A 24224-nucleotide genomic window follows, 5' to 3' on the forward strand; every position below is an offset into this window, starting at 1 on the left:
GCTCCGAGAACCCGTCCTACAGCCGGTGCGGATCGCAGAGCTGCGGGGTACTGCGGAACGGTGCGCGACTACATGTCCGAGCGAAACTCCCGGGGTGTGCGGCCGGTCGCCTTCTGGAAGGCGCGCGCGAAATTGGCGGGAGAGGAATAGCCCATCTCCGCCGCAACACGGGTGATCGAGCCTTTCATGTGCCGAAGCAATTCGGTCGCGCGCTGGAGCCGTGCCGCGTTTGCCAGGCTGCGGAAATCGGTGCCGGCCCGGTTCAGCTCGCGCTGCAACGTCCGGACGCTGGTCCCCATCGGTCGCGCAGCCCGATCAATCGAGACGCTGCCGGTGAGAACCTGGGCCCGGACCTGTGCCATGACGACGTCGAGCAGATCGTGTGGCGCTCCGCCGGGCCGGTCTCGCGCCACGTCCTCGATGGTGACAATGGGCCATGACCCGCGGTTCGGAGCAGCCGACAAGAGATGGCGTTCGATGACGATCGTGACGGCCGGCGCGTTGAACAGGACCGGGCAGTGGAAGAGATCTTCGAACAGGCCGGTTTGGCGCGGCCTCTCGATATTGAGCTCGATGCGCAGCGGCCGCCAGTCGAACGGCAAATAGGCCCTGATGACGCTGAGCAGAACGCCGGCCGCCGCACCGGCGATCATCTCGTAGCCAGCGTGGCCGGCAAGCGCAAAGACATAGCTGTAGCGCGCCTCGTCGCCGGTGATCGCGAGCGACATCCGGTCGTGGGTGCTGTGATAGCCAAGGGCCGCAATCGCCCGCTCGATGGAGTGGCCGAGCGTCTCGGCTCCCAGGATATAGCGCCCGAAACAGCCATAGTTGCCGGCGTTCATCATCGGGGCGATCAGGAACCCGAGATTGGGCTCGCCGGCGACTCTCGCGGCGGCATTCACGAAGCCGAGCACTGCGGCATGCGGGATGAAGCAATTGCGGCCCTCGGTCAGCTCGATATCGAAGCCTGCCGCACGGTTCGCCCGCAGAAGCGCCCTCTCCCCGAGTTCATGCCGCAGGAATGCTGGCAGGCCGTGCAGGATATGGCTGGAGATGACGGGGATTTCAGACACGCGCTGGACACTCCGGAATACCGTAAAGTTGGCGCAAAATGAGTGGTCTCGAAATCCGATTGCTGTTTTGTCGCACAGTATAAGTGCCGCGGGCAAACGGGAAACCGGTTTTGGCCGTCGGCAGCTTTATTGTCGATGAAGGAATTTCCGGCCGTGAGCGCGAGGACGTTGTTCAGCTTAGCCAGACTGACACTCTTCGCGACCTTGTCGTGTTCGGGAGGAGCGCTGGCGGAGGCTTCGACGAACAGCACGGCCGATCTGGCCAAGGCGGCGCAGAACCCCGTTGCCGACATGATCAGCCTGCCCTTCCAGAACAACTTCAACTTCAATGTCGGGCCGCATARGCAGCTGCAGAACGTGCTCAACATCCAGCCCGTGATCCCGATCACGCTGAACAAGGACTGGAACCTGATCACGCGCTGGATCACGCCGGTGATCTCGCAACCGGCCCTGACGGTGAATGGCGAGCGCGAGTTCGGCCTCGGCGACATCAACCCGAGCTTCTTCTTCTCGCCGAAGCAGCCGACGCACGGCATCATCTGGGGCATCGGCCCGACCTTCGTATTCCCGACCGGCACCGACAAGACCCTGACCAGCGGCAAGTACTCGGCCGGCCCCGCCTTCGTCGCTCTGGCCATCGAAGGCCCCTGGGTCGTCGGCGTYCTCGTCAACAATGTCTGGTCCTTCGCGGGCAAGAGCAACCGCAGCGCGGTCAACGCGATGACGCTGCAGCCCTTCGTGAACTACAATTTCCACGGCGGCTGGTACCTGACCTCGTCCCCGATCATCACCGCCGACTGGGAGGCCGGCCATGGCGACCGCTGGACGGTGCCGATCGGCGGGGGCTTCGGACGGGTGTTCAAGATCGGCCATCAGCCGGTCAATGCGCAGCTTGCAGCCTATTACAATGTCGCAAAGCCCAGCGGAGCCGCCGATTGGCAACTCCGGGCCCAGCTCCAGTTCCTGTTCCCGAAATAGAGCCAGTAGACCGCACTAACGAATTCAAACGAAGGAAGTGCGCCATGCAAACCGCGCGAAATACAATCGCCCTATTCTTTCTTCATGCTGTCGCGGCTTCTGCCCTGACATTGATGTCCAACTCTGCATCAGCTCAGGCGACGCCGGCCGTTCCCCCGCATGTGCCGCTGCAGAAAGCGATCGGCACGCCCGCGAAGCCCGAACTCGTGCCGTCCTTATTTGTCCTGAGCGCGCGCGGCGCCACCTTGCAGGGCGGAAAGCTGGTGCTGAGCGGTCTGTCGCCGAACTCCATCGTCTTCGCCGACCGCCCGGTGAGGTCCGCTGGTCACGAACTCACGGCGCATATCCTTGAGGAGTGGCTGCCGGGCAACCTGAGCCCCGACAGCTTCTACAAGGACCCGCCGAACGCGACCGTGTCAGCTTTCACAAGGGATGGCTCGGGTATTCGCGACGCGGTTGTGGTCCTGAAAACACCAAAACTCGAAGGCGACCAGGTCACATTCGACGTCGACGTGATGGAGGGAGACCTTGCCGGCGGCGACGGCCCTGCGTCGATCTTTATCGACCTGATCGGCCGGCCATTTACGCCGTTGTCCTTCGCCGGCGTGGCGCGACGCAGCGCATTTCGGGGAGCCTATTACAGGGGCGCGGTCGCCGCCGGCGCGCTGGGTGCCGCAGCGTATTACGCCCCGTATGCCTATCGACCGGCCTGCGGATATTATCCGTACCCGCCCTGCTACTGACCCTCGGCTGTCGAATTCGATGTCCGCTCCAAGGATCGGTCATCCCTGCATTGTCAATCATCGCCGAGGTCGCGTAGCGTTCACCTGCGACCTACGCGCGCTTGACCACACGTTGCGAACCAAAAGGAAGCTCCTCACATGCTGACGAAACGCGATCTGCTTGGCTCTGCTGCGATGGCCGCATTCGCCGCCGCCACAGTGAGGTCCAGCCCCGTCTTTGCGCAGTCCAAGCCCGAATGGCCCAATGTGTTCGAGGCCAAGGACATCGCCGAGGAAGGCTTCATCTACGGCCTGCCGCTGGTGATGAACTATGCGGTCATGCAAGAGTTCGCCGTTGACAAGAACTCCGGCCAGTTCAAGGCACCGTTCAACCAAATCGAAAACCAGCACCACGTCGCCACCCCGGCGGACACGGCCGTCATCACGCCGAACAGCGACACCCCTTACTCGTTCATCTGGCTGGATTTGCGGGCTGAGCCGATGGTCGTTTCGGTGCCGGCGATCGAAAGGGAGCGCTACTACTCGGTCCAGCTCATCGACGGCAACACCTATAATTACGGCTATATCGGCACGCGCGCCACGGGCACGGAGCCCGGCGACTATCTCGTGGTCGGTCCCGACTGGAAAGGCGAAAAACCGGCCGGGATCAAACAGGTCTTCCGATCGACGACGCCGTTCACACTCGCACTGATCCGCACCCAGCTCTTCAACCCCGGCGACATGTCAAATGTCGAAAAGGTCCAGGCCGGCTACAAGGCGCGCCCGCTTTCGGCCTTCCTCAAGCAGCCCGCCCCGGCGGCTGCGCCGACTATCGCCTTCGTTCCCGCCACCACGGCCGGGATCAAGGACAACTTCTTCGAGTATCTCGACGCGGCCCTGCAATTCATCCCCGAGACGGCGCGCGACAAGGCGGTTCGTGCAAAACTTGCGAAGATCGGCATCGGTCCCGGCAAGACCTTCGCGTTCAAGGATCTCTCGCTCGAACACAAGGCCGCAATCCTGATCGCGATGAAGCAGGGCGACGACAAGGTCGACAAATGGCTGGCCAGCGGAAACAAGAACATCAACGGCTGGAATGTCGGCGCGTTCTTCGGCGACGAGGCCTTCTTCAACGGCGATTGGCTGATGCGGGCCGGCGCCGCCAAGGGCGGCCTTCTCGGCAACGATGCCGTCGAAGCCATGTACCCCTATACCCGGACAGATGCTGCCGGCGAGGCGCTCGACGGCAGCAAGCACAAATACACCATCACCTTCGCACCTGGCCAGTTGCCGCCAGTGAACGCGTTCTGGTCCGTGACGATGTATGACGGCAAGAGCCAGTTCCTGGTGAAGAACCCAATCAATCGCTACCTCATCAACTCTCCGATGCTTTCGGCGATGAAGAAGGACGCGGACGGCTCGCTGACGCTGTACCTCCAGAAGGACAGCCCCGGCGCCGACAAGGAAGCCAATTGGCTTCCGGCGCCGGATGACAAGATTTATCTCGTGATGCGCCTCTATTGGCCAAAGCCGACGCCGCCCTCGATCCTGCCGGCGGGCGCAGGGACATGGCAGCCGCCGGGAATCAAGCGGGTATCATGACGTAGAACGCATGCGCCGCGCCCGGCGCGGCGCACTGCCATCCGTATCCCTACGACCGACCGCCACAGCGGCGGCCATCGGCATCCTCAACGGATGCCGGGATGAAAAAGACGCGACCGCAGTGAGCAATGCGGTTGTGTGACCTTCTGAACGGACGAACTGCATCTTCATCGTTCTGACAAAGACGGGTATACGTCATGAAACTCCGCCAGAGTAAGCTTCCCGCAATTGCAGGCATCTTGGCCGCAACGCTCGCCGCCGATGCAGGGTCAGCTATCGCCCAGGCGCCGATACCGCCGTCGCTCAGCACGCCGGACAAGGCCGAAACGCGTCTCGGCCCGCTCGAATTCAATGACGGCGTGCCAAGCAAGGCCACGGCGGAGAAGCTCTACGACAACCTCGACTTCACCTACGCTTATCGTGCCTTCATGGACAACCTGCGGGGCGTCAGCATTCACGCGCTGCGCAAGGGCATGCACGACATCGGCGTGAAGGACAACGAGGTGCTCGTCTTCTCGCAGCTGATGGACGCCAAGTCGCTGTTCCTGACGGCCAACGCCGACACGATCTATGTCATGGGCTCGCTCGATCTGACAAAGGGCCCCGTGGTGATCGAGACGCCGCCCAAGTTTCTCGGCGCGGTGCAGGACGCCTGGTTCCGCTGGGTCGTCGACCTCGGAGTCCCTGGCCCCGATCGCGGAGAGGGCGGCAAGTACCTGATCGTGCCGCCGGACTACAAGGGTGAACTGCCGGAGGGCGGCTTCTTCATCTCGCGCGCACGCACAAACACCATCGTGTGGTTCGGCCGGTCGTTCCTGGAGAACCACGGTGATCCCAAGCCGGTGGTCGAAGGCATCCGGAAATCGACCAAGGTTTACGCCTACGAACCGGGCGGCGTCGGCACTCCGGTCGCCGAGTTCCTGGCGGGCAAGGCCCGGCTCGGTCGGGTCACGCCTCCGCCGCCGACCGTGTTCCACGAAGGCAGCGGCAAGGTGATGAACACCATTCCGCCGAACGACTGGACATTTTACGAAGTGCTCAACGAGATCGTGCAGCGGGAGCCGGCCACCTCGCTCGATCCGGAATTGATGGGACCGGTCGCCGCCATCGGCATTGTCAAAGGCAAGCCTTTCGCTCCCGACGCGCGCATGAAGAAGATCATGAGCGACGCGCTCGCGCTCGCCAACGCGACCTCCCGCACCCTGCTCATGAGTGCGCGCGATCCAAGCTGGTTCTACTATCCAAACTCGTCATGGCAGAACTATCTGTTCGAGACCGGCTACGAGTTCGAGACTCCCATTCCGTTGATCACGCCCGAGGGCGTCAAGCCCTTCCCGCCGACCGGCTATCGGACGATGGATGCGCGCGCGAACTTCTTCTACGGCGTGACCGGCATCACGCCCGGCATGGCGATGCGCCTGCCCGGCATCGGCTCGACCTATCTTTGGTCCATGCTGGATGCGAACAAGCAAAACCTCGACGGAGCCAAGACTTATACGGTGACACTGCCCAAGGGTATCCCGGAGGCGAACTTCTGGTCGTTCACCGTTTACGACAACATGACGCGGTCGATGCTGGACACGCCGCAGCGCTTCCCGCGCGCTGGCAGCCAAAGCTACCCGTCGCCGGCCGCAGAACCGAACGCCGACGGCTCGACAACTGTCTACTTCAGCCCGGCTCAGCCGGCCGGGGTGAAGCGCGGCAACTGGATCCAGACCATGCCCGGCAAGGGCTGGTTCACGGTCCTGCGCCTCTACAGCCCGCTCGAGCCGTTCTTCGCCAAGACCTGGCAGCCGAGCGAGATCGAGCTGGTGAAGTAGTCATTGCACCGGGAAATCGGTGGCACCTGTCCGCACCCCATACACTTCGAAATAGGAGATCATCATGTCCAGAATTCTTGCCGCCATGGCGGTATCGGTCGTCTGCGCAGCCTCGTCTGCGGCGACGGCCCAGGTTCCGCTCACCAGCTATGTCGATGCCAACGGCTTCATCGATGTTCAGGCCCTGACCTGCGCACAGCTGGCCGGAACCTTTCAGGAGGACGCCGATGCGCTCTCGGCCTGGTATAGCGGCTGGTATAACGGCCTCGCCAAGAAGCATTTCCTTGACCTGAAGAAGGGCAAGGTCGTCGAGCACGAGGTCATCGTGTACTGCAAGGCCAATCCCGGCAAGAAGATCATCGAGGCGCTTGCCGTCGTGTTCAAGGATGAGCGCGCCAAGCTGGGAATCGAGATGAAATAGGCGCCTGTTGGCGGGCGATCGGATCAGCAACGGGCGGGCGMTTGAATGGAGCGTCCCCCCTTGATGACATTGGCACATCTCCAGGCCCTCAATCGACAGGGAACGACATGAACACGCCTATCCTGGCTGGGATCGCAATATCGATTGGACTGATCCTGGCAGGCTGCCAGTCGTCGCAATCGCGGCAGGCACAGCTTGCCGCAATCTGTGCCGATCCCGCCAATCGGCAGCCCAAGACCTTCTACTGGTCGGAATGCCAGACACTGTATCCGTCGTCGGACCAGGCATTGCAGAAGGATTATCTGCTCGGCTCCGCCGTCGGCAACTAGATCATCGGACCGGATATCGTATCCAGTCCGATGATCTAACCCTTTGTCTTTGCATCGGCTTTGCCCCGAAAACCGCAATCCACTTTTCGAGCCGATGCTTTAAGTCCCGAACTCCTCCCTTCGCCGGTCAGACCTCCGACGCGCGCGGCGAATGCCGCTGCGTGCCGGCGTCAACACGCCGCCTAAGTCGAACCTATCTCTGGAGAATGTCATGACATCGCGCGTCGTCGCTGCGCTTGCAGTCTCGCTCGGGCTGGCCCTGGCCGGGTGCCAGTCCACGCCCCAGGCCGTGCAGCAGAAGGAATATCTGCTCTCGGCCGCCGGCTTCGTTCCACAGCCCGCAAACACCCCGCAGCGCCTTGCGGCCATGAAAAAGCTGCCCCCCAACAAGTTCGTTCAACAGGCGAAGAACGCTGAGATCGTCTACGTCTACGCCGATCCCATCGTCTGCCAGTGCGTCTACTTCGGCAGCCAGGCGGCTTACGCCCAATTTCGCCAGATGGTCTTCGCGCAGAAATTGGCCAACGAGCAACAGATGACAGCGGTGATGAACCAGGACGCCTTCGATTTCGGGCCCTGGGGTGGGCCAGGACCATTCATGTACTGAAAGCGCTGTCGAATCTGAACTGAATAGACCCGAACTCCACGAAAGCTGATCGCCCGCACCCATTTGCGGGCCGGTGCATGCAATCGATCCGATATTCACGAAGGGCGCGTTGACGATGTCTACCTCATCTACAGTATTCGGTGCCGGACTTGCTTTCGCACTGTTCTCGTTCGCCGCGCAGGCTGCCGACCTGCCGTCGCGGCGGATCGAGCCTGCCATTCCCATGCCGCCTGCCTTCACATGGACCGGTTTCTATGTCGGTGCCCAGGCCGGCTGGGCGCAGACCAGAACCGAACTGACGCCGGGCGCCGTGATCGCCGGTCGGGCCGCCGTTGCTTCATTGCCGAGCCTGAACAGGGACGGCGCTACGGTCGGTCTGCTGGCGGGCTACAACTACCAGATCGGCCAACTTGTCCTCGGTGGCGAGATCGACGGCGCAGCCCTCATCACCGGCAAGCAGCGCTTCACCGCGCTGACCGGCGATTTCATCACCGCCCATACCAACTGGGCCGGCTCGGCCAGGCTACGCGTCGGTTATGCCTTCGACCGGTTCATGATCTACGCAACCGGCGGCCTCGCCTTGGCCGACGCCCAGTCGACGGTGACGGGCACGGGTTACTCCTATGGCGCAGGCGACAGCACCCGTCTTGGCTGGACGCTCGGCGCCGGCGCCGAATACGCCATCACGAACAACTGGATCGCTGGCCTGGAGTATCGGTACTCACAATTCCAGGAGGATACCTACACCTATCCGGTTAGCGTCGGCGGGCTCGGGATCGTCGGTTTCAAGCAGCAATTGAGCACCAACCAGGTTGTCGGGCGGCTGCTCTACAAGTTCTGACTCTCTCGACGACTTCCTCCGGGGCAGGCTGCGTGCCGGCCGTCGGAGATCCGTCCTCCCTCCAGTTCCGAAACGGGGCTACGACATGAAATATGCCATTTTCGGCTTGGGCGCCCTGGCTCTGGCCGCCGCCCTCGCCCCGACAGAGGCCAGCGCCGTGGTTTGCGCACGCGGGGTCGTCCGGGCTGGTTGTGCCGGGCCCAATGGTGCGGTCGCGGTGCGACGCCCGGTTGCCCCGCGCGCCGTGGTCGTCACGCCGGCGCGCCGCGGCTGTACGATCATCAACGGCCGGCGCGTGTGTCGCTGATAGCGCGCTGCTGCATGGGCGAACGGCGCTCGCGCTAGCGGGCGATCCGGCTTCGACCGCGCCCTGCCTCACGGCGCCAGGCCATGCCAAGCCTGGAGCCTGAAGGACCACGGTGAGCCTCCGGTCGTCCGACGATCAGATCGTGGGTGCCATCACAGTTTCGGGGGAAGTCCAGCACGTTCGAAGACCGGCACCGACTCCGTCCTGCCGGCCAGCGAGCCCCCCGTCGGCACATCTTCGGCTGCTTGCCGGACGGCCTCTTCGGATTCCGTCAAGCCGTCCGGCGTGTCGTTGGCATCGCTGCCTTCGTCATGGATATTGGTGCGGTCGCTGACGCGACGGCCCGTGGTAGCCGGGTCCGCCTCGATCGGACTTTCGGTCGGAGCGAGCGTTGCGCGCTCGTCCTCGAGCAGCGCAGGGTTTTCGCGGGGCTTTTGCATGGTTTCCTCCTGTCGGGGAGGAAGCCGCCGGGGCGGGATTTGTTCCGGAATGGGCTCGGCGCGTGGAGCGCAAGCATCGCAATTGCCGATCGCGGAGCCGCCGGAGTCGGTGCTCGGGCATCGTGGCCAACGAAGCCGCCGACCGCCCTCGCCGCAACCTAGGCGGGAGTATTCCGCCGGAAAATACGGCGCGGTGACGCCATTCGGGGGTAGCGAACGGCCCCTCGACACTTAGTGTGGGGCGGGGTGCACCGTCCAACAAGCCGGAGCCTTGCAATGACCATCACCATCACCGCCTTTGAACGCTCCCCCGATCGCGGCAGAGGGCTGGCGCGTGACATGCGCGTTCGCTGGGCGCTCGAAGAAGTGGACCAGCGCTACGACGTTCGCCTGCTTTCCTTGCCCGCGATGAAGGAGCCCGCGCATCGTGCGCTTCATCCCTTCGGGCAGATCCCGACCTATCAAGACGGCGATCTCGTCCTGTTCGAGTCGGGAGCGATCGTTCTCCATATCGCGGAGAGTCACCCGGGCCTGCTGCCCGCCGATGCGAACGCCCGTGCGGGCGCGATCGCATGGATGTTCGCCGCGCTCGCCACGGTCGAGCCACCGATCGTCGAGCGCAGCATGGCGGTGCTCCTGGAACGCGACAAGCCCTGGTACGAGGCGCGCCTGCCTGGCCTCGAGGATCGGGTCCGTGTCCGGCTCGGCGAGCTTTCGCAGCGGCTTGGCGAGGCCGATTGGCTCGATGATGGGTTCAGCGCCGGCGACCTGATGATGGTGACGGTGCTGCGCCGGTTGCACGGCTCGGGCCTCCTCGAGGAATGTCCAAACCTCTCCGCCTATGTCGCCCGCGGCGAAGCCCGGCCCGCCTATCAGCGCGCCTTCGCGGATCAGCTGGCGGTCTTCACCGCCACCCAGCCGCCCGGCTGATCAAGACCCCGCGGCCGGTCGGTTCCCGCATTGGCCGCTCCGGGCGGGACATTGGTGGGCCGGCTTCGGCCCCGCCGAAGATGTTGCGCTGCGACGCCATGGGGATGACGCAGATGCTGCGCATCATCCGCCGTGGCGCGTTGCCCGGGATTACGGCTGGGCGCGCGTCGATGCTGCAATCAGACAGGAGACGACCATGAAGATCGTGACCAGCCTGAGCTTCCAGGGCCAGTGCCGCGAGGCGTTCGCATTCTATGCCAAGGTCCTGGGCGGAAAGATCACCGCCGCCATATCCTATGGCGACGCGCCTCCGGGCATGCCGATCGCGGACGAGAAGTTCAAGACCTGGTTGATGCATTGCTGGCTCGAGGTCGGCGACCAAGCCTTGATGGGCGCCGACATGGACGTCAAATGGGCTCCCAATATCGACAAGCCCAAGAACGGCTTCGACGTCACCCTGCACAGCGACGACAAGGCCAAGGCAAAGGGCTGGTTCGAGCAATTGTCGGAAGGCGGCAAGGCCGTCATGCCGTTCAGCGAGACCTTTTGGTCGCCCGGCTTCGGCTCGCTCGTCGACAAGTTCGGGGTGCCCTGGATGATCAACACCATTCCCTCGGCCGGCTGGAAGCCGCCGCAGGGCTGATCCTCCGGACGAAGCGACAGCAGGACAAGAGCGGAGACTTGGTGCCGGCCCGCGTCCGGGGACTTCCCCTGGTGCGGCCGGTGGTCATTTCATCTCTCTGACCCACTCCTCCAACACCCGTCTGATCGCCTGTTCCGCCGGCGCGTCACGCGTGAAGGCCCACCATGTATGCGCGCCTTGCCAGAGGCTCGCCATCTGCCACCCGAGGCGTTCGCCCCGCGTCCGGTCGCTCGAGAGGCGGCGGCCGAGGATTTCGGCGAGGCGACGGCCCCAGGCCGCGCCGCGGGTGCGCAGCGCGGGATTGCGGATGTCTTCCCTCAGCAGCAGCAGGCCGTTGGTGGCGTCGCGTTCCGCGGTTTCGGACGGCATCAGCCGGATCAGAAGCTCGATCGCGCCCTCAGGCGTCGGTGACTCTTCCGCGTCCGCTGCCTCGGTCTCCGCGTCGAGCCGATCCCAGGCGTGCAGGAGAATAGCCTGAACCAGGGCCTCGCGATTGCCATAGCGCTGCACCAGCGTCGCCGGTGAGAGGCCGCAGGCCTTCGCGGCGCGGGCGAAGGTGAGACCGTCGGGGCCCATCTCCAGCATCGTCCCGAGAAGTGTCTCGAGAACCTGCTCGTCAGGGATCGTTTTGCGTCTTGCCATGGATATATATAAACGTACGTTCATTTATTATTCAACGGAGAAGCCGCCATGGCCAGGATTCTGGGATATATCGCCGCCAGCCTCGATGGGCGGATCGCCGCCGAGGACGACAATCTCGACTGGCTGTTCAAATACGACGACATGAACCTCGGGGAGCACGACTACCGCAGCTTCCTCAAGCGCATGCGCACCGTGGTGATGGGGCGGAGCACCTATGATTTCGTAGCGGGAGACGCTTCCGCCTGGGCCTATGGGGACAAGCGCGTCATCGTCGTCACATCGCGGACGATCGACGATCCGAAGGGTCCGCTGGAGGTCCGCAGCGACGTCGATGCGCTGATCCACGAACTTCGCGGGCTGGACGACGGCGACGTCTGGATGCTGGGCGGCGGGCAGCTGCAGATGGCCTTCCTCGAGCGCGGCGCACTCGACGAGATCGAGATCTATGTCATCCCGGAAATGCTCGGTGGCGGCCGGCCGCTCTTTCCACTCACCGGCTTTCGGGCGAGCCCGACGCTCATCAGCGCGCAGGCGGTCGACAAGGGATGCGTGCGGCTGCACTACCGGTTCTAGACGCATCGCCGAGGCCAGATCGCAAGTTCCGATGCCCCTGCGGTCGGCCGGGAACCAGACGCTCTGGCAAGGGAGTCCGACGGCAGTCACAGCTGACACCGCTCCTTCTACATCGCCTTTCCGCAAAGGCGTTTTGCGCTGAATTGGCATGAGCGCGATCGTCCAACACGATGCAAATAGTGATGGAATCCTCGATGGCCATCTGATCGCGCTCTACAGAATAGGCCCCGGACAGAAGTCGGAGAGACCTGTCTAACCGCGTTCTGCGCGGGCTCGCGAAGTGCGCCGACACAGGCCGCAGCCTCGATCGAGACCCGCTATCATTCAAACGCATGATGAAGCGGTTCTAGTGGCATCCGATAAATGCCCCTAACCTTAGGCGGGGCTGGCCATGGTTTCGGAGTCATTTCAAGCACCGGCGTCAGGTCGAGAAAGCCGGAGTGATGCAAAGCGCGCCGGTGTTTCCATCGGGCAAAACGTCTCTGACTACACTTCGAATCGCGATTTTCTTCCTCTTCGTCAAGACGAACGCATGGGGAAGAACCCTGCCGGCGCGCCCGCGGTCGCCCCCCTGGGCAGCGTCACCGGGACGGATAACCCTCCCATCCTGTTCCTGCTCCCGGGGTCGGTCGGTTACGGCCCGAGCCTGGCGGCCTTCGCCGCGGCCATGGGCAAGGTCACCCGGGTGGTCCCGATCAAATACCCCGGTCTGCGGATGATATTGAGCGGACAGAACACGCTCGCCGCCATGGCGGCCGACGCGATCCAGCAGATCGGCCGGGCCCAGCCCTCGGGCGATGTTCGCCTTCTCGGCCATTCGCTTGGTGGCGCCGTTGCTTACGAGGTCGCGCAGCGGCTGCTCAGCGCCGGACGGTCGGTCAGGTTCCTGGGATTGCTGGACACGAGCCTCGAGGGCGAACGAAGCAAGTATCGGGAGATCATCACCCGCACGTTCCATCGAATACGGACCAATCGCGTGGCGGCCTCCCGGATGGCCTGCCGCGCCCTTGCGAAGGGGACGGCCGCGATGGGCCACGAAGCGCGCCTGGCGGGGATGCTCGACCGCTATACCAAGGAGCAGTTCAATGCGACCTGCTTCAGAATCCAGCTGGAGCTGCAGGAGGTCTTGCGGGCCCGCGCCTTCTTCGCGTGGCTGGCCGAGCCGAAGCAGCAGCTGCCCCTGGCAGGCACGCTGTTCCGCTGCAAGCGGGAGGGAATGACGAGGGAGCTCGGCTGGGACAGCGCCCTGGCGGGCGTGGAGGTCATCCCGATCGCAGGCGGCCATCTCGACCTCGTCATGGAGCCCCATCTCTCGGCGAACCGCCCCCTGATCGAGCAGGCCGTGGCGCTGAGCTATTCGCCAGCCGCGTCCCACCTGCACGAGCGGAGATTGCCGACGTGACCGCGCCAGCACGACCTCTGGCCGCCGCCGAAGGCCGACCGTCTCGGGCGGGGTCGCAACTCCTTCCCCAGCGCTTTGGATCACGCCGTCCGATCGCGGCGCATCCGCCCAAACAGCAGGTTCTGAATTGAGCACGAGGCCAATGATGATCATCGAGAAGACAAGCGATATTTACACGGGGGCCATTCGCGCATTCCTGGCGGCAAATTTCTTCCTGGACGATGCAGATGATCTGGAGGCCAGCGCCTCGCTCCTCGAGCATGGCATCATGGATTCGACCGGGGTGCTCGAGGTTGTCGGCTTCATCGAGCACACATTCGGGATTACCGTCGAGGATAGCGAAATCCTGCCCAGGAACCTCGATTCCATCCAGGCGATCGCACATTTCGTCACCCGCAAGAAGAACGGGCAGTCGGCACTGGAGCTTTGAGCCGGAGCTCGGGCCGCCGCACGGCAGGGCCAGAGCGAGCGACCTCGTGCGGCCAGTCGGCATGCTCCCCCCGGCGAACTGGCCCATCCATGCGAAGCCGAGCAAGATGCTGGGGGCGATCGCCAGCCCCCCTGCGAGGCGCGCCAGCATTCAAAGCGATCTTGCAGGTCCCGCGCAATGTCGGGCGGAGCCGATGAGGCCGGGCGGGCAAGGCACGGATCGGGCTCTTCAGGGCCCGATCCGTGCATTGCCCGCCCGCGCGGCCTCCACGACCTCGCGGATCGCATCGATCACGAGTTGCGGAGAATAGGCATAGATGTTGTGGCCGCTATTCGTGTTCGCGACGAGCCTGGCGTTGAGTGACGTTGCGAGCAAGGTCTGCGATGCCCTCCAGTCCGCGAAGGAGACGCCGCCGACCGGGTCGCGCTCCGGTGGGGAGGATGGCGGTTGCCATGGCTTGTCGCCGGCAAGCACGACGGCCGTCAGTTCCCGCAGTCGAGGGGCAGCCTCGATCTTGGCGAAGGCATCGAGGAGCATGATCGCTTCGGGAGCCGCCGGCGCGGACTGCCTGTTGAGCGCGTCCCATTTCGCCACATGCTTCGGGCTTGCCACCTCGCGCATCAGGGGTGTCGCAGCGTCGACCATGACGAGCCCGCTCACCTCATCGGGCCAAGTCCGTGCAAAAAGCGTGGCGATCAGACCTCCGTAGGAATGGGGCACGAGCACGTAAGGGCGCGGTTCGCCCGCTGCCGTCAGCAGCCGATGGAGATCGTCAGCCGCCTGGTCGGCCGGATGCGGCTGGGCGACTGGCGTGGACTGATCCGGTCCGTCGAGCCTCACCCCTGGCCGGTCATAGGCGCAGACGCGGGTGAAGCGGGACACCATCGGAAAGACCGCCGACCCGCCCCTGCGAAGATTGCCCTTCCCCCAGGCCACGGCGTCATAATCGGCCTGGTGGGCCGGGTCGGCGGGATCGAGTGTCTCGCTCCAGTCGGCAGCGCCATTCCCCTTGCCCGAGATCAGCACGACCGTCGGCGATCCGGCGCCAGTGCATTCGAGATAGATCTTGCGGCCAGCGCCGATCGCAACCGAGCCGGAGAAATCTTCGGCAACCGACGCGTCGGCCGCGATGAGGATGAGCGCCGCGGCCAGAGAAAGGCACGAGCGAGATCGTGCTGCAGTGGGCATGACGATCTCCGGTCACTTCAATAGCCCTGCTGGATCGCGACGACGACGGCCGCCACATCGGCCCGGGCGGCGGAATAGTCCTGCAGCGATGGGAAGGGGATGTTGTTGACCATCAGGCTATAGACAAGCCGGCGCCCGCTCCTGGCGTCGATATATCCGGTCTGGGTGGTGGCAAGCGCGACAAGTTGCCCGGCAGCACTTCCGGCGACCATGTCGCCATCCTTGATCCGGACATGCGCGGCCGCCGGCGACCCCGCGCCGTTCAGTGCCTGCGAGCCGTCGACCCCGAGCACGGCCATGCCATCATGAAAAGCGCTGCCCCAGGGCGTGGTCGTGATGTCCCTGAGGAAGGTCGCGAGATCCGACGGCGTCGTCCGGCTGTTATGGCTGCTTCCGGCACCGTCGAAGACATAGGTTCCGGTTGACGACACGCCATGCCGGGCGAGCAGCTTCAGCACCTCGGCCAGCCCATCGCCGCAATCGGGACTTCCGGCCTTCACCGCGGCAAGACAGACCATGAGGTCGGCGCCGCGGTTGTAGCTCACCTTCAGGATCACCTTGACGAACTCGGACAGCGGCGGCGAGACATATTCCGCCACCCGGTTGGCTTCGCGATAGCCGCCCGCGTCGGGCAGCGGCCTGGCGGGGCCGAGCGCAGGCGCGGCGACCTTGACCCCCGCCCGCATGAGCGCCTCGATGAAGACCGTGCGCGCGAAAGCGGCAGGATCGGCGATCTGGGACACCGTCAGGATCGGTGGTCCGTCCGAAGCGATCTTTCCGCTGACCCGAACCACCCCGGCGCCCCGTGTCGTCACCTCAAGCGGCCCGGCCGTGCCGGCAACCGTGGTGACGTCGTTCTCGACGGTGATGGCAGCGCTCTTGGGACGCCAGTCGAGCTTAGGTTTCTCGCCGGGCTTCGTCGGCGTCACCATGATGTCGATGACGTTCTCGTTGACCCAGATCGGAGCGATCGGCCCGGACGAGAACCCCCGATAGGTCTCGAAGAGACGATCGTCGATCATCACATCGCCGGTGATTTCGCGGATACCCGCAGCCTTGACCTGCGCGGCCAGGGCATCGAGCGCCGCGAGCGGATCGCTGTTCCCGACATAGGCGCCGCCCGGGAAGCCGGTAGAGGTGGTGTTGTGGTCGACCTCCGGCAGGCTGTTGAAGCCAAGCTTGTCGTTGGGCTGCTCGCGGAGCCCGAAACTGAAATCACCGGACGCGACGAGGACGAGATCTCCGTCGAGCACGTCGCCCTTGAGGTTGCCGAGCCTGTAGACCGGTGTCCGGAAACGGTAGTCGGCGCCATAGCGGTCAAGGGCGGTCGCAACGCTGTAGGTCTTCATGACCGAGGCTGGCAGCAGCGACTTATTCCCAGCCTGATCGATCAACGTCTTGCCGGTAGCGAGATCGGCGAGGTGGATGCCCCAGCTCATATGGGCAAAGATCGGCTTGGCTCGGAGGCGCTCTATGGCCTGGGCAACAGAGGCAGGAACCTCTCCGGCCCCCCCCGCGGCGGGATCAGCGGTCGCTCCGCCCCCCGCCGACAGCACCGCCAGGAGCGCGATCGCGACATGTCTGATCACGGTCATTGCCTGTCCCTGCCTCGCCAGCCGCGCTGTTGCTTCATCATCCGCTTCGGCACCACTTTCTGGCGGCGCCAGTCGTCCATCCCGCCGTCCCGCCGCATCCGATCGACATGCACCGGAACGACTGCAATCCTAGATCGCCGTGCGTCCGTTCGGACGCAGGAGCGGCGATCTAGCTCTTTGTTTAAGCATCGGATTTTCCGAAAACCGGATTCCACTTTCCGGTCCGATGCTCTAGCGCTTGGGGCAGCTCAGGGTTCGCCGTGGCTACAGCACCGCTTTCGGCGTCTGGATCAGTCGCGCCCATGCCTTCGCATGGGCCGCCGCAATAGCTTCGGCTCTTGAGAACAATGGGCATCTAGGGGGAAATCGCGGTCGATCGCCATGACCTCGCATCCCAATCTGATGACTGTCCGTCTACGACCGCCGGCTGCGCCGGCGAGCCCGTCCGCGATGCAACGCCGGATCGTCGTCTCGAACAACGCGCTCTGTCGGCCGATGAGCAGCGTCCGGATCATCAGCTCCCGATCGATCGAAGGCCGCCCCGTCTCGCTGTAGAACGGACGCAGAAGCGTGCGGAGATTGCCCTGGCGCCCCCGAAATCATGCGTCGGATCACATCAGCGGCGCGTGCTTTTTCGCCGCCAGCCATTCAGCAGTGCTGCGCAGGCCATCAAGCCAGGCGCGTCTGGGTCTCCAAGGCGTTTCCCGGGTGATCAGCGAGATATCGAGGATGTTGACGGGCACGTCCGCGGCTCGGCCGGCGCGATAGATCCTGGACCGGCCGGCAGTGCCGGTGATGGCCTCGATATCGCTCGCCACCTGATTGATGCTGAGCCCTGCCCCCGATCCAACATTCATGACGCGGTGAGGCCCGTCATAGGTCGCGGCCCAGAGAAAGGCCGAGACGACGTCGTCGATATGAATGAAATCGCGCACGATCTCGCCCGTGCCCCAGATTTCGAGCGGCTTGCCGGCGAGCGCGTGACTGAGCATCGCGGCGACGACGCCTTGGCGCTTCAGAGCCGATTGCAACGGGCCATAGGCGTTGGCGATGCGCAAGGCGAGATATTCGAGCCCGTAAAGGTGGTGATACAGGGCGAGGTATTTCTCGATCGCAAGCTTGCCGACACCATAGGCCGATATCGGATGGGTCGGCGCGGTTTCCGCGATCGGATGCCTGTCGGCCGGGCCATAGACGGTACCGCCAGACGAGGCGAAGACGACCCTTCTGACGGCGGCATCGTTGCAGATATCCAGGAAGCGCAACGTGCCCAGCACATTCGTCTCGAGATCGGAAACAGGCTTTTGCCCGGGGCTCCCCGGCACCGAACTGCTCAGGAGATGGAACACGATCTCCTGCCCCCGCGCGGCTTCGGTGATCGCCGCTTGATCCTCGAAATATCCGCTGCTCCAATGGACCCGCTCGTCCAGCGCCCGCCGATCGACCGGCGCGCGCCCGAAGGCCCGGACGACCGCGCCTTGACGGGCCAGAGCGTTGGCCAGGTTGATACCGAGAAATCCGCCGCCACCCATGATCAGGCAACGGGTGCCATCGAGCCTCGGAATATCAACAGTGGCAATTGGCATGTCTACTCGTTGGGTCAGGATAGAAAAAACGTAATCAATCAAGCAAATCGAAATCGATGCGGTTTTATTTCGAATTTACGAATGAATTTATCCGATATAAATAAGCAACAATCCCATGCCATGGCGCCATAAAACCTCATTTGTCGGGATTATCGAACGGAACAATCTAATATCCATGACAAATCTCAGGATTAATATGGCATGAATATGAGCAACGTGCCGGGTGAACCATGGCTCTTCCCGCCTGCAGGCGACCGGTTGCACGATCCGTCCAGCGATGGGGCCGATGTCAAAGTCGCCGTCATTGTCCCAGCTTATGGCCAACCCTCGCTGACAGCCGAGGCGCTGAATACGGCGTTGGCACAGGTCACTGATTTCAATTTCGCCATTGTCATTGTGAATGACGGATGTCCTCACCCTGAAACGGACGAGGTCTGCCAGACATTTGCTGCGACCTACCCGGGGCGGATCTTCTATTTGCACAAGCGCAATGGAGGTTTGAGCGCCGCACGCAACACTGGAATTGACTTCGCTCTGGCGGCCTTCCCGGATCCGGAGGCCGTCTACCTGCTCGACTGCGACAACCGCATCGGCCCCCATCTCCTGCAACGGCTTCTGGCCGCCTTGCGCAATGCCGATGCGAGCATCGGCTGGGCCTATCCGGATGTCGACAAGTTCGGCTTCGCCGAATTCGCCGATACCTCGGGACCCTATTCGCCGCTGGAGCATCTGTTCCGCAATTTCTGCGAGGCAGGCAGCATGGTCTCACGGCGCATGCTTGACGCCCCGATCCGTTTTGACACCGAGATGCGCCAGGGCGTCGAGGATTGGGAATTCTGGCTGCATGGCCTCGAGCGCGGCTTTCGCGGGGTCCACGTGGCCGATGCGGGTTTTGCTTACCGCCGCCGGGGAGAAAGCATGCTGGTGGCCGCAGAACGGGATTTCACCCCGATCCTCCGCTATATCCGCAACCGCCATCCGCTCCTGTTCGGTATTCGCAACGTCCTGGCATTTGAGACCGAGGCTCGGTCGCGTTATGCGATCTATCACCCCGATACAGGGCTGGTTCGGTGCTTCACCGGTGAAAACGACGTCACCACCCTGACGGTCAGTGACTATGTCATCCGTCTGCTGCGCGCCCGGCTGCGCCCTGCTTACGGTCACTGCCCCGGGCAGCTTGTCGTCATGAACAGCTCATTATGCGAAACGCTTGCCGCGCAATCGCTGCTGGCTGGCGTCTTGTGGACGCTCGAGCGCGGGCTTGCCCGATCGACCGTCGTTACGTGCTCAATGCGGGATCGATTGCACGATGATCGTCTTCTGGCCTGGAGCGAGGGGACGATTGTCCAGGAGCAGACGGACAGGTTCCGGCTGACATCTGATCGGACGCATATCCTGGCCGTCGAGGCATCCTTTCTCGTCGAGCACGCATCGCTGCGCGCGCTCGATCTGCATGCCCTGCCCCGACAGCCGGGCAAGCGTCAGCATGCTATCGAACTCGATCTGGCCGTGAGGGAAGCGCCGGCCGATCTCGCGCCAATCGATGAGGCCTTTACGCGGCTGTGCCGGGATATCGCCACTGCCGGAGACGGGGCCAACCCTGCCGATTGGAAGTCGGCGATGCCGAACACGTACCGGCTCCAGGCGGCGCTGCCGCGCGATCTGTACCCGGAACTCTTCAATCTCTCGTCGGCCTTCCCCGGCGGATCGTCCGATGCCAGGCCCCTTGCTGCCCTGGTGCTCGCCTCGGGGCAGCCCGAGAGCGTTGCGACCGCCGAAAGGCTGGCACTGACGCTCATCGAAGCGGGGTGGGAGGTTCATCTCGTGGGGATCGCGAGGGAATTCGCCCTCGCTCCCGGCCGCGCAAAATGCTTTTCGCAGATCATTGCATTGCCCCTGCCGGAGCTGCTGTCCCGCGCATGGACACGGAGCTATCAGGGGACGCCGATGCCCTGCTTCGAGCATCTGGATACCGATGACGCCATTTCCACATTGGCCGGCTATCACCGCGCCGTATCGGTGGATGGCGGGGTTTCACACACATTGATGGGCGCGTTGCGTCGACTGAAGGTGGAGACATGGGCGCTGCTCGGATACGCTGAAGGGGATCAAGCAACGAGCCAGGCCGTGAATGCATGCTCAGCGTTCGAGCAGGCTTACACGCATATTGTCGTGGGCAATGCGGAACTCCTGCGCCTGTGCCGGGCTTTCGGCATGCCAAGCACGAAGATGCGTTATTGGCCCGATCGAAGCACTGATCTGGAAGACTTCGGCATCAAACCGCTGTTCGAACCCGCAACGGCACCGAAATCCAGGCAGGCTGTATGATGGCACTTCAAACGACAAAAAACCTGCTGCGGCGCCTCTACTCCGCCGATCCCAAGGTCATCGTGCTGAGCGGCCCGGGAACATCGCCTGCGCGCGCCAGGCCGGCATCGGCTCTTCACTGGTATGGCTGCAAGCTGGTCGCGTGCGACCACTATGTCCTGACCGACTATGGACAGGCGGAAGACGCGTTGCCGTCAGCGCTGTGCAGTCTGGAGATCCCGCCCACGAATGTATGGGCCTTGTGGGCTCCCGATCCGATCGAAGAACGCTCTCTGCGTGCCTTGCAGGCGTGGTGGACCAAGACCGGGGGGTCAGAGACGCCTGTACCCTGCATTGTGGGGAACAGAGCAGAGCTCGATGCAGCCATACTCGAGCGCTCGCTGCGTGAGACAAGCCGATTGCAGCATAGCAACCAGCTACTGATGCGTGACCTGGCGGCCTTGCGGGAGAGCTGGACCCATCACGTTCGCATTCCCCCGGAACTCGAGGAATTGGTCGCCACCCTGCGAATGGGGCGTCCGCAGCTCATCTTCAACAGCCCCCTTCCCCGTTCGGATGTCGAAATTCCCGCCTCTCCCGAAGAGCCCGACGTCAGCGACACCGGGCCATGCCTCTCGCAGCGGCTACCCAGCTCCGCGAGGGGATGGCTCGGCATCGATCTGCATATCGCCGATCCCGGGCGGGGCGCCGGGCATCTGTGCGCGCAGATCGAGGCCTCCGATGCGGGGACGCTTCTGGCGCAGTGGCGCGTTCCCTTCGATGTGCTCTGCAGGGGCTGGCTTCCTCTGCGCCTGCCCAGCGCATCGACTTGCACGTCGCGTTCCCTGACACTCAAGCTCTGGGCCCGTGGCGGCGAGGTGGCGCCTCGTCTTTCGACCTGTTCGGCCGGTGTCATGCACGAATACCGGCTTGCCCCGCAAAGCCTGGCGCAGCCGGACGAGCGAAATGCTGCGACCATGCTGGCGATGAAATTATGGGGCGGACTGCCGGGAATCCGGTCTCTTTCATCCGAAGATGATGGCGAATTCCGACATGAAGCAGGAGCGATGATCCCGGTCCCCGACTCCGTCGTCGGCAAGGCGCATCTTACCAGGGAACAATCTGCTGCTTACCCGGTGTTTGGCTATATCGAGCAGGGAAAGGTCCTCCTGCGTCCCCTGAAGACAACGTCATCTGCGGCTGTCATCAACTTGCCTGCCACGCCGGGCCTGATCGAGATTTCATGCGAGGTCATGATCGACGACAAGCGCTGCCAGACACGCCGCCTCGGAGCCCGCCTGGTCGTCACTCCGCACGAGATCGGCCCAGACGATGCAGAAAGCGGCCAGAATGTCCTCGCGGCAACCGAATGGACGGAACTGAACGGGCCGCTTGCACCGTCGCGACTGGTTGCGCGGCTGCCCCTTGCACAGAACAGGCCGGTTGACGTTCATCTGTTCACGCGCTTGCCCGAACCGGGTCCAATCCCACCGCATGGCCGGGTGGTGTTTGGTCGGTTCGAAGCAGAGATTCATACCGCATCAGCCTGGGGCATGGCCGCTGTGCTGCCTGTCGCAGATGGTCGAACGGCCCTGCTATGAGGCGGCAAAGCTCCTCCGGGCTCCCGGTGCGAGCCCCCTGCACATCGCTTCGAGACAGCGCGATGATGCGACACAGCCACGTTCCCGGACGCGATCCGGAGGCGGGCAACTCACGCCGTCGCGTCCGCGCCCACCGGCATCAGCACGCCGCCTGACACGAACCGACACAGCCGGGCGAAGCGAACGCGGGACCGTGGCCGGCGCGGAGAACCTCCGCGCCGGGTCGAGCTCGATCCAGTCGCTGGTGCCATAGGCGAACAAGGCAGGCCTCATCGCAGCAACGGCCCCGCGGCCGGTTGGAAGCCGCCCAGAGCTGAGCCTTGCACCGGCGCGACAGCCGCGGATGCAACGATGCCGGCTGAAATCTCCAACTCGCGTGGTCGCCGCCGCCACGGCACGCCCTCCCCCTCGCCTTTCCCGCGATCGCCGTTCCACAGGCGGCTGCAAGGCCCGGCGTTGACGTCCGGCTCTGGTCATCGTATTGGTCTGACCAGAACAAAAAACAAGTGATCTTGGGATGGACGCTCAGGCTGCAGGAGACCCGAAAGGGTTCGAGAAGGTTTTTGCGTTTTTGCGCGAACAGCTTCTCGACGGCACACTCAAGCCCGGCGACAGGTTGATCGCCGAGCGCGAACTCGCCGTGCAACTCGGCGTCAGCCGGCCGATCGTGCGCGAGGCGCTGCGAGCCCTGCATATGCTGGGCATCGTCGAGATCCGCGATCGCATCGGCACGATCGTCAAGCGCCCCGACATCTCGATGCTGAAGGATTTCTTCGCGCTGGCGCTCGCTCAGCAGGCCGACCTGATCGACGACGTCATGGAGGCGCGCATCGCGATCGAGTGCCAGGCGATCCGCCTGGCCTGCGAGCGCGCGATGATCGCCGATTTCGAACGCCTGCAGCGCGCGCTCGTCCGCATCGTTGCGACGATCGACGAGGCCGRGGCCGGGAGCCTGGCCGATTACGATTTCCACCGGGCGATCGTGCTGGCCTCGCGCTCGCAGACGCTCGCCGTCCTGCACGATTCGATGTCGACCTTGCTCGCCCGCTCGCATCGCAGCCGGCGCGAGCTGGTGCAGATGTTCGGCTCGATGAAGACCTATCTGATCGACGACCATAAGAGGGTCTTCGACGCCATCGTCGCGCGCGATCCCGATCGCGCCGAAGTCACCTTGCGACGGCATTTCGCCATCGGCGACGAATACCGGCGCCGCGCGGCGCTTGGCGACGGGGACAGCAGCGAACCGGCCACCGGCTAGAGCCTTTCAGAAGAAGAGAAGCGCTATGGGACGAAACGACAAGGGGCGCGTCGGCTTCATCGGCCTCGGCACGATGGGGCGGGAGATGGCGTGCAATCTCCTGAAGGCCGGGCACAGCGTCACGGCCTTCGACATCGTCGGCAGCGCCGTCGAAGAGCTCGCCTCCGCCGGCGCGATCGCGGCGACAAGCCCGGCGCAGGCCGCCGTAAACGCGGATATCGCCATCACGATGCTGCCCGACACGCCGCAGGTCGAGGAGGTCGTCTACGGCGCGCAAGGACTGCTCGCCTCGCCGCCCGCCGGCCGCCTCGTCGTCGACATGAGCACGATCTCGCCGGTCGCCGTGCGGCGCATCCATGCCGACCTCAAGGCGACGGGCACCGATTTCATCGATGCGCCGGTATCGGGCGGGCCGATCGGCGCCAAGAACGCGGCCCTCTCGATCATGGCGGGCGGCGAGGCCGAGGCCTTTGCCCGTGCCGAGCCCTATTTCAGGGCCATGGGCACGACGATCACCCATGTCGGCGCGCCGGGAGCCGGCCAGGCGGTCAAGCTCTGCAATCAGCTGATCTGCGGCATCAATATCCAGGCGATTTGCGAGGCGATCGCGCTTGGCCGCGCCTCGGGCGTCGATCTCGAGCAGCTCCGGAATGTCCTGCTCGGCGGCTCGGCCGCGTCCTGGATGCTCGAAAAGCTCGGCCCGGCCATGATCTCCGGCAATGTCGGGGCCGGCTTCCGCATCGACCTGATGCTGAAGGACCTCAGGCTCGTCCAGGAGCAGGCCCAGGCCCTTTCGGTTCCCCTGCCCGGAACCGCGCTCGTCACCAGCCAGTACATCGAAGCGCGCGCCCATGGCGAAGGCGCCAATGGCAACCAGGCGCTCTTCCGCGTCTATGACCGCATGACGAACAGAGCCTGAGGCGGGCGGC

Annotated in this window: 24 protein-coding genes and 1 pseudogene; 18 read left to right on the forward strand and 7 right to left on the reverse strand. The window is 63.9% G+C overall.

Annotation, left to right across the window (positions count from 1 at the left end):
- Positions 1-68: 68 nt before the first annotated feature.
- Positions 69-1073, reverse strand: coding sequence for a helix-turn-helix transcriptional regulator (locus AC1DW9_RS04515; RefSeq protein WP_476776026.1), 1005 nt, complete (start codon positions 1071-1073; stop codon positions 69-71).
- Between the two features lie 204 nt (positions 1074-1277).
- Here AC1DW9_RS04515 and AC1DW9_RS04520 point away from each other — a divergent pair, with 204 nt between their 5' ends.
- From AC1DW9_RS04520 to AC1DW9_RS04560, 9 genes are all read left to right on the forward strand, one after another.
- Positions 1278-2051 (forward strand): hypothetical protein, encoded by a 774-nt coding sequence (locus AC1DW9_RS04520; RefSeq protein WP_476855036.1) that lies wholly within the window; start codon positions 1278-1280, stop codon positions 2049-2051.
- A gap of 44 nt (positions 2052-2095) precedes the next feature.
- Entirely contained in the window at positions 2096-2794 is a 699-nt protein-coding gene (locus AC1DW9_RS04525) for a hypothetical protein (RefSeq protein ID WP_476776120.1), read from the forward strand.
- Positions 2795-2932: 138 nt separating this feature from the next.
- Positions 2933-4375 (forward strand): DUF1254 domain-containing protein, encoded by a 1443-nt coding sequence (locus AC1DW9_RS04530; RefSeq protein ID WP_476776121.1) that lies wholly within the window; start codon positions 2933-2935, stop codon positions 4373-4375.
- A 197-nt stretch (positions 4376-4572) separates the two neighbouring features.
- Positions 4573-6195, forward strand: a complete 1623-nt coding sequence (locus tag AC1DW9_RS04535; RefSeq protein WP_476776122.1) for a DUF1254 domain-containing protein — start codon at positions 4573-4575, stop codon at positions 6193-6195.
- A 64-nt stretch (positions 6196-6259) separates the two neighbouring features.
- Positions 6260-6616, forward strand: a complete 357-nt coding sequence (locus AC1DW9_RS04540; protein WP_441491246.1) for an HdeA/HdeB family chaperone — start codon at positions 6260-6262, stop codon at positions 6614-6616.
- Positions 6617-6723: 107 nt separating this feature from the next.
- Positions 6724-6945, forward strand: a complete 222-nt coding sequence (locus tag AC1DW9_RS04545; RefSeq protein WP_441506799.1) for a hypothetical protein — start codon at positions 6724-6726, stop codon at positions 6943-6945.
- Positions 6946-7096: 151 nt separating this feature from the next.
- Positions 7097-7552: a hypothetical protein gene (locus AC1DW9_RS04550; protein ID WP_476776123.1), complete on the forward strand. Its 456-nt coding sequence runs from the start codon at positions 7097-7099 to the stop codon at positions 7550-7552.
- Positions 7553-7667: 115 nt separating this feature from the next.
- Complete coding sequence (locus AC1DW9_RS04555; RefSeq protein WP_441506798.1) at positions 7668-8393, forward strand: outer membrane protein; 726 nt, start codon at positions 7668-7670, stop codon at positions 8391-8393.
- A gap of 85 nt (positions 8394-8478) precedes the next feature.
- On the forward strand, positions 8479-8700 hold the full coding sequence (locus AC1DW9_RS04560) for a hypothetical protein (RefSeq protein WP_074471640.1): 222 nt from the start codon (positions 8479-8481) through the stop codon (positions 8698-8700).
- Positions 8701-8852: 152 nt separating this feature from the next.
- On the opposite strand, the gene AC1DW9_RS04565 is transcribed toward AC1DW9_RS04560, so the two are convergent.
- Complete coding sequence (locus AC1DW9_RS04565; protein ID WP_441506796.1) at positions 8853-9140, reverse strand: hypothetical protein; 288 nt, start codon at positions 9138-9140, stop codon at positions 8853-8855.
- A 276-nt stretch (positions 9141-9416) separates the two neighbouring features.
- On the opposite strand from AC1DW9_RS04565, the gene AC1DW9_RS04570 reads away from it, so the two are divergent.
- Both AC1DW9_RS04570 and AC1DW9_RS04575 read left to right on the forward strand, forming a co-directional pair.
- On the forward strand, positions 9417-10070 hold the full coding sequence (locus AC1DW9_RS04570; protein ID WP_476776124.1) for a glutathione S-transferase family protein: 654 nt from the start codon (positions 9417-9419) through the stop codon (positions 10068-10070).
- 196 nt (positions 10071-10266) lie between these two features.
- Positions 10267-10713, forward strand: a complete 447-nt coding sequence (locus AC1DW9_RS04575) for a VOC family protein (RefSeq protein WP_476776125.1) — start codon at positions 10267-10269, stop codon at positions 10711-10713.
- Between the two features lie 84 nt (positions 10714-10797).
- Here AC1DW9_RS04575 and AC1DW9_RS04580 read toward each other — a convergent pair whose 3' ends face one another.
- The gene (locus tag AC1DW9_RS04580) at positions 10798-11355 is read right to left on the reverse strand and encodes a TetR/AcrR family transcriptional regulator (protein WP_476776126.1); all 558 of its coding nucleotides are present in this window, start codon (positions 11353-11355) and stop codon (positions 10798-10800) included.
- A 48-nt stretch (positions 11356-11403) separates the two neighbouring features.
- Between AC1DW9_RS04580 and AC1DW9_RS04585 the strand changes: the two genes are divergently transcribed.
- The 3 genes from AC1DW9_RS04585 (at position 11404) to AC1DW9_RS04595 (ending at position 13760) form a co-directional block, all read left to right on the forward strand.
- Positions 11404-11928, forward strand: coding sequence for a dihydrofolate reductase family protein (locus tag AC1DW9_RS04585; protein WP_476776127.1), 525 nt, complete (start codon positions 11404-11406; stop codon positions 11926-11928).
- A gap of 532 nt (positions 11929-12460) precedes the next feature.
- Positions 12461-13330: a thioesterase domain-containing protein gene (locus AC1DW9_RS04590; protein WP_476776128.1), complete on the forward strand. Its 870-nt coding sequence runs from the start codon at positions 12461-12463 to the stop codon at positions 13328-13330.
- Positions 13331-13475: 145 nt separating this feature from the next.
- Entirely contained in the window at positions 13476-13760 is a 285-nt protein-coding gene (locus AC1DW9_RS04595) for an acyl carrier protein (RefSeq protein WP_441506791.1), read from the forward strand.
- A 228-nt stretch (positions 13761-13988) separates the two neighbouring features.
- On the opposite strand, the gene AC1DW9_RS04600 is transcribed toward AC1DW9_RS04595, so the two are convergent.
- From AC1DW9_RS04600 to AC1DW9_RS04615, 4 genes and pseudogenes are all read right to left on the reverse strand, one after another.
- Positions 13989-14948, reverse strand: coding sequence for an alpha/beta fold hydrolase (locus AC1DW9_RS04600; RefSeq protein WP_476776129.1), 960 nt, complete (start codon positions 14946-14948; stop codon positions 13989-13991).
- 17 nt (positions 14949-14965) lie between these two features.
- Positions 14966-16543, reverse strand: coding sequence for a D-alanyl-D-alanine carboxypeptidase/D-alanyl-D-alanine endopeptidase (dacB, locus tag AC1DW9_RS04605; protein WP_476776130.1), 1578 nt, complete (start codon positions 16541-16543; stop codon positions 14966-14968).
- A gap of 422 nt (positions 16544-16965) precedes the next feature.
- A pseudogene (locus AC1DW9_RS04610) lies at positions 16966-17121 on the reverse strand (transposase); the annotation flags it as partial.
- 33 nt (positions 17122-17154) lie between these two features.
- Complete coding sequence (locus tag AC1DW9_RS04615) at positions 17155-18129, reverse strand: NAD-dependent epimerase/dehydratase family protein (protein ID WP_476776131.1); 975 nt, start codon at positions 18127-18129, stop codon at positions 17155-17157.
- Between the two features lie 207 nt (positions 18130-18336).
- Between AC1DW9_RS04615 and AC1DW9_RS04620 the strand changes: the two genes are divergently transcribed.
- From AC1DW9_RS04620 to AC1DW9_RS04635, 4 genes are all read left to right on the forward strand, one after another.
- Positions 18337-20457: a glycosyltransferase family 2 protein gene (locus AC1DW9_RS04620; protein ID WP_476855037.1), complete on the forward strand. Its 2121-nt coding sequence runs from the start codon at positions 18337-18339 to the stop codon at positions 20455-20457.
- Between the two features lie 188 nt (positions 20458-20645).
- Complete coding sequence (locus AC1DW9_RS04625; protein ID WP_476776133.1) at positions 20646-22037, forward strand: DUF6212 domain-containing protein; 1392 nt, start codon at positions 20646-20648, stop codon at positions 22035-22037.
- A gap of 517 nt (positions 22038-22554) precedes the next feature.
- Positions 22555-23295 carry a FadR/GntR family transcriptional regulator gene (locus tag AC1DW9_RS04630; protein ID WP_476855038.1) on the forward strand — a complete coding sequence of 247 codons (741 nt, stop codon included), beginning with the start codon at positions 22555-22557 and terminating at the stop codon, positions 23293-23295.
- Positions 23258-24214, forward strand: coding sequence for an NAD(P)-dependent oxidoreductase (locus AC1DW9_RS04635; RefSeq protein WP_476776135.1), 957 nt, complete (start codon positions 23258-23260; stop codon positions 24212-24214). Before AC1DW9_RS04630 ends, AC1DW9_RS04635 begins: the two co-directional genes overlap by 38 nt.
- Positions 24215-24224 lie beyond the last annotated feature (10 nt).

It is taken from the genome of Allobosea sp. P4_E12 (assembly GCF_056401655.1).

Bases quoted from the DNA above. Each gene is read 5' to 3' on its own strand.
- AC1DW9_RS04525 (WP_476776120.1), top strand. From the start codon at position 2,096: ATGCAAACCGCGCGAAATACAATCGCCCTATTCTTTCTTCATGCTGTC.
- AC1DW9_RS04530 (WP_476776121.1), top strand. From the start codon at position 2,933: ATGCTGACGAAACGCGATCTGCTTGGCTCTGCTGCGATGGCCGCATTC.
- AC1DW9_RS04535 (WP_476776122.1), top strand. From the start codon at position 4,573: ATGAAACTCCGCCAGAGTAAGCTTCCCGCAATTGCAGGCATCTTGGCC.
- AC1DW9_RS04540 (WP_441491246.1), top strand. From the start codon at position 6,260: ATGTCCAGAATTCTTGCCGCCATGGCGGTATCGGTCGTCTGCGCAGCC.
- AC1DW9_RS04545 (WP_441506799.1), top strand. From the start codon at position 6,724: ATGAACACGCCTATCCTGGCTGGGATCGCAATATCGATTGGACTGATC.
- AC1DW9_RS04550 (WP_476776123.1), top strand. From the start codon at position 7,097: ATGCCGCTGCGTGCCGGCGTCAACACGCCGCCTAAGTCGAACCTATCT.
- AC1DW9_RS04555 (WP_441506798.1), top strand. From the start codon at position 7,668: ATGTCTACCTCATCTACAGTATTCGGTGCCGGACTTGCTTTCGCACTG.
- AC1DW9_RS04560 (WP_074471640.1), top strand. From the start codon at position 8,479: ATGAAATATGCCATTTTCGGCTTGGGCGCCCTGGCTCTGGCCGCCGCC.
- AC1DW9_RS04565 (WP_441506796.1), bottom strand. From the start codon at position 9,140: ATGCAAAAGCCCCGCGAAAACCCTGCGCTGCTCGAGGACGAGCGCGCA.
- AC1DW9_RS04570 (WP_476776124.1), top strand. From the start codon at position 9,417: ATGACCATCACCATCACCGCCTTTGAACGCTCCCCCGATCGCGGCAGA.
- AC1DW9_RS04575 (WP_476776125.1), top strand. From the start codon at position 10,267: ATGAAGATCGTGACCAGCCTGAGCTTCCAGGGCCAGTGCCGCGAGGCG.
- AC1DW9_RS04580 (WP_476776126.1), bottom strand. From the start codon at position 11,355: ATGGCAAGACGCAAAACGATCCCTGACGAGCAGGTTCTCGAGACACTT.
- AC1DW9_RS04585 (WP_476776127.1), top strand. From the start codon at position 11,404: ATGGCCAGGATTCTGGGATATATCGCCGCCAGCCTCGATGGGCGGATC.
- AC1DW9_RS04590 (WP_476776128.1), top strand. From the start codon at position 12,461: ATGGGGAAGAACCCTGCCGGCGCGCCCGCGGTCGCCCCCCTGGGCAGC.
- AC1DW9_RS04595 (WP_441506791.1), top strand. From the start codon at position 13,476: ATGATCATCGAGAAGACAAGCGATATTTACACGGGGGCCATTCGCGCA.
- AC1DW9_RS04600 (WP_476776129.1), bottom strand. From the start codon at position 14,948: ATGCCCACTGCAGCACGATCTCGCTCGTGCCTTTCTCTGGCCGCGGCG.
- dacB (WP_476776130.1), bottom strand. From the start codon at position 16,543: ATGACCGTGATCAGACATGTCGCGATCGCGCTCCTGGCGGTGCTGTCG.
- AC1DW9_RS04615 (WP_476776131.1), bottom strand. From the start codon at position 18,129: ATGCCAATTGCCACTGTTGATATTCCGAGGCTCGATGGCACCCGTTGC.
- AC1DW9_RS04620 (WP_476855037.1), top strand. From the start codon at position 18,337: ATGAGCAACGTGCCGGGTGAACCATGGCTCTTCCCGCCTGCAGGCGAC.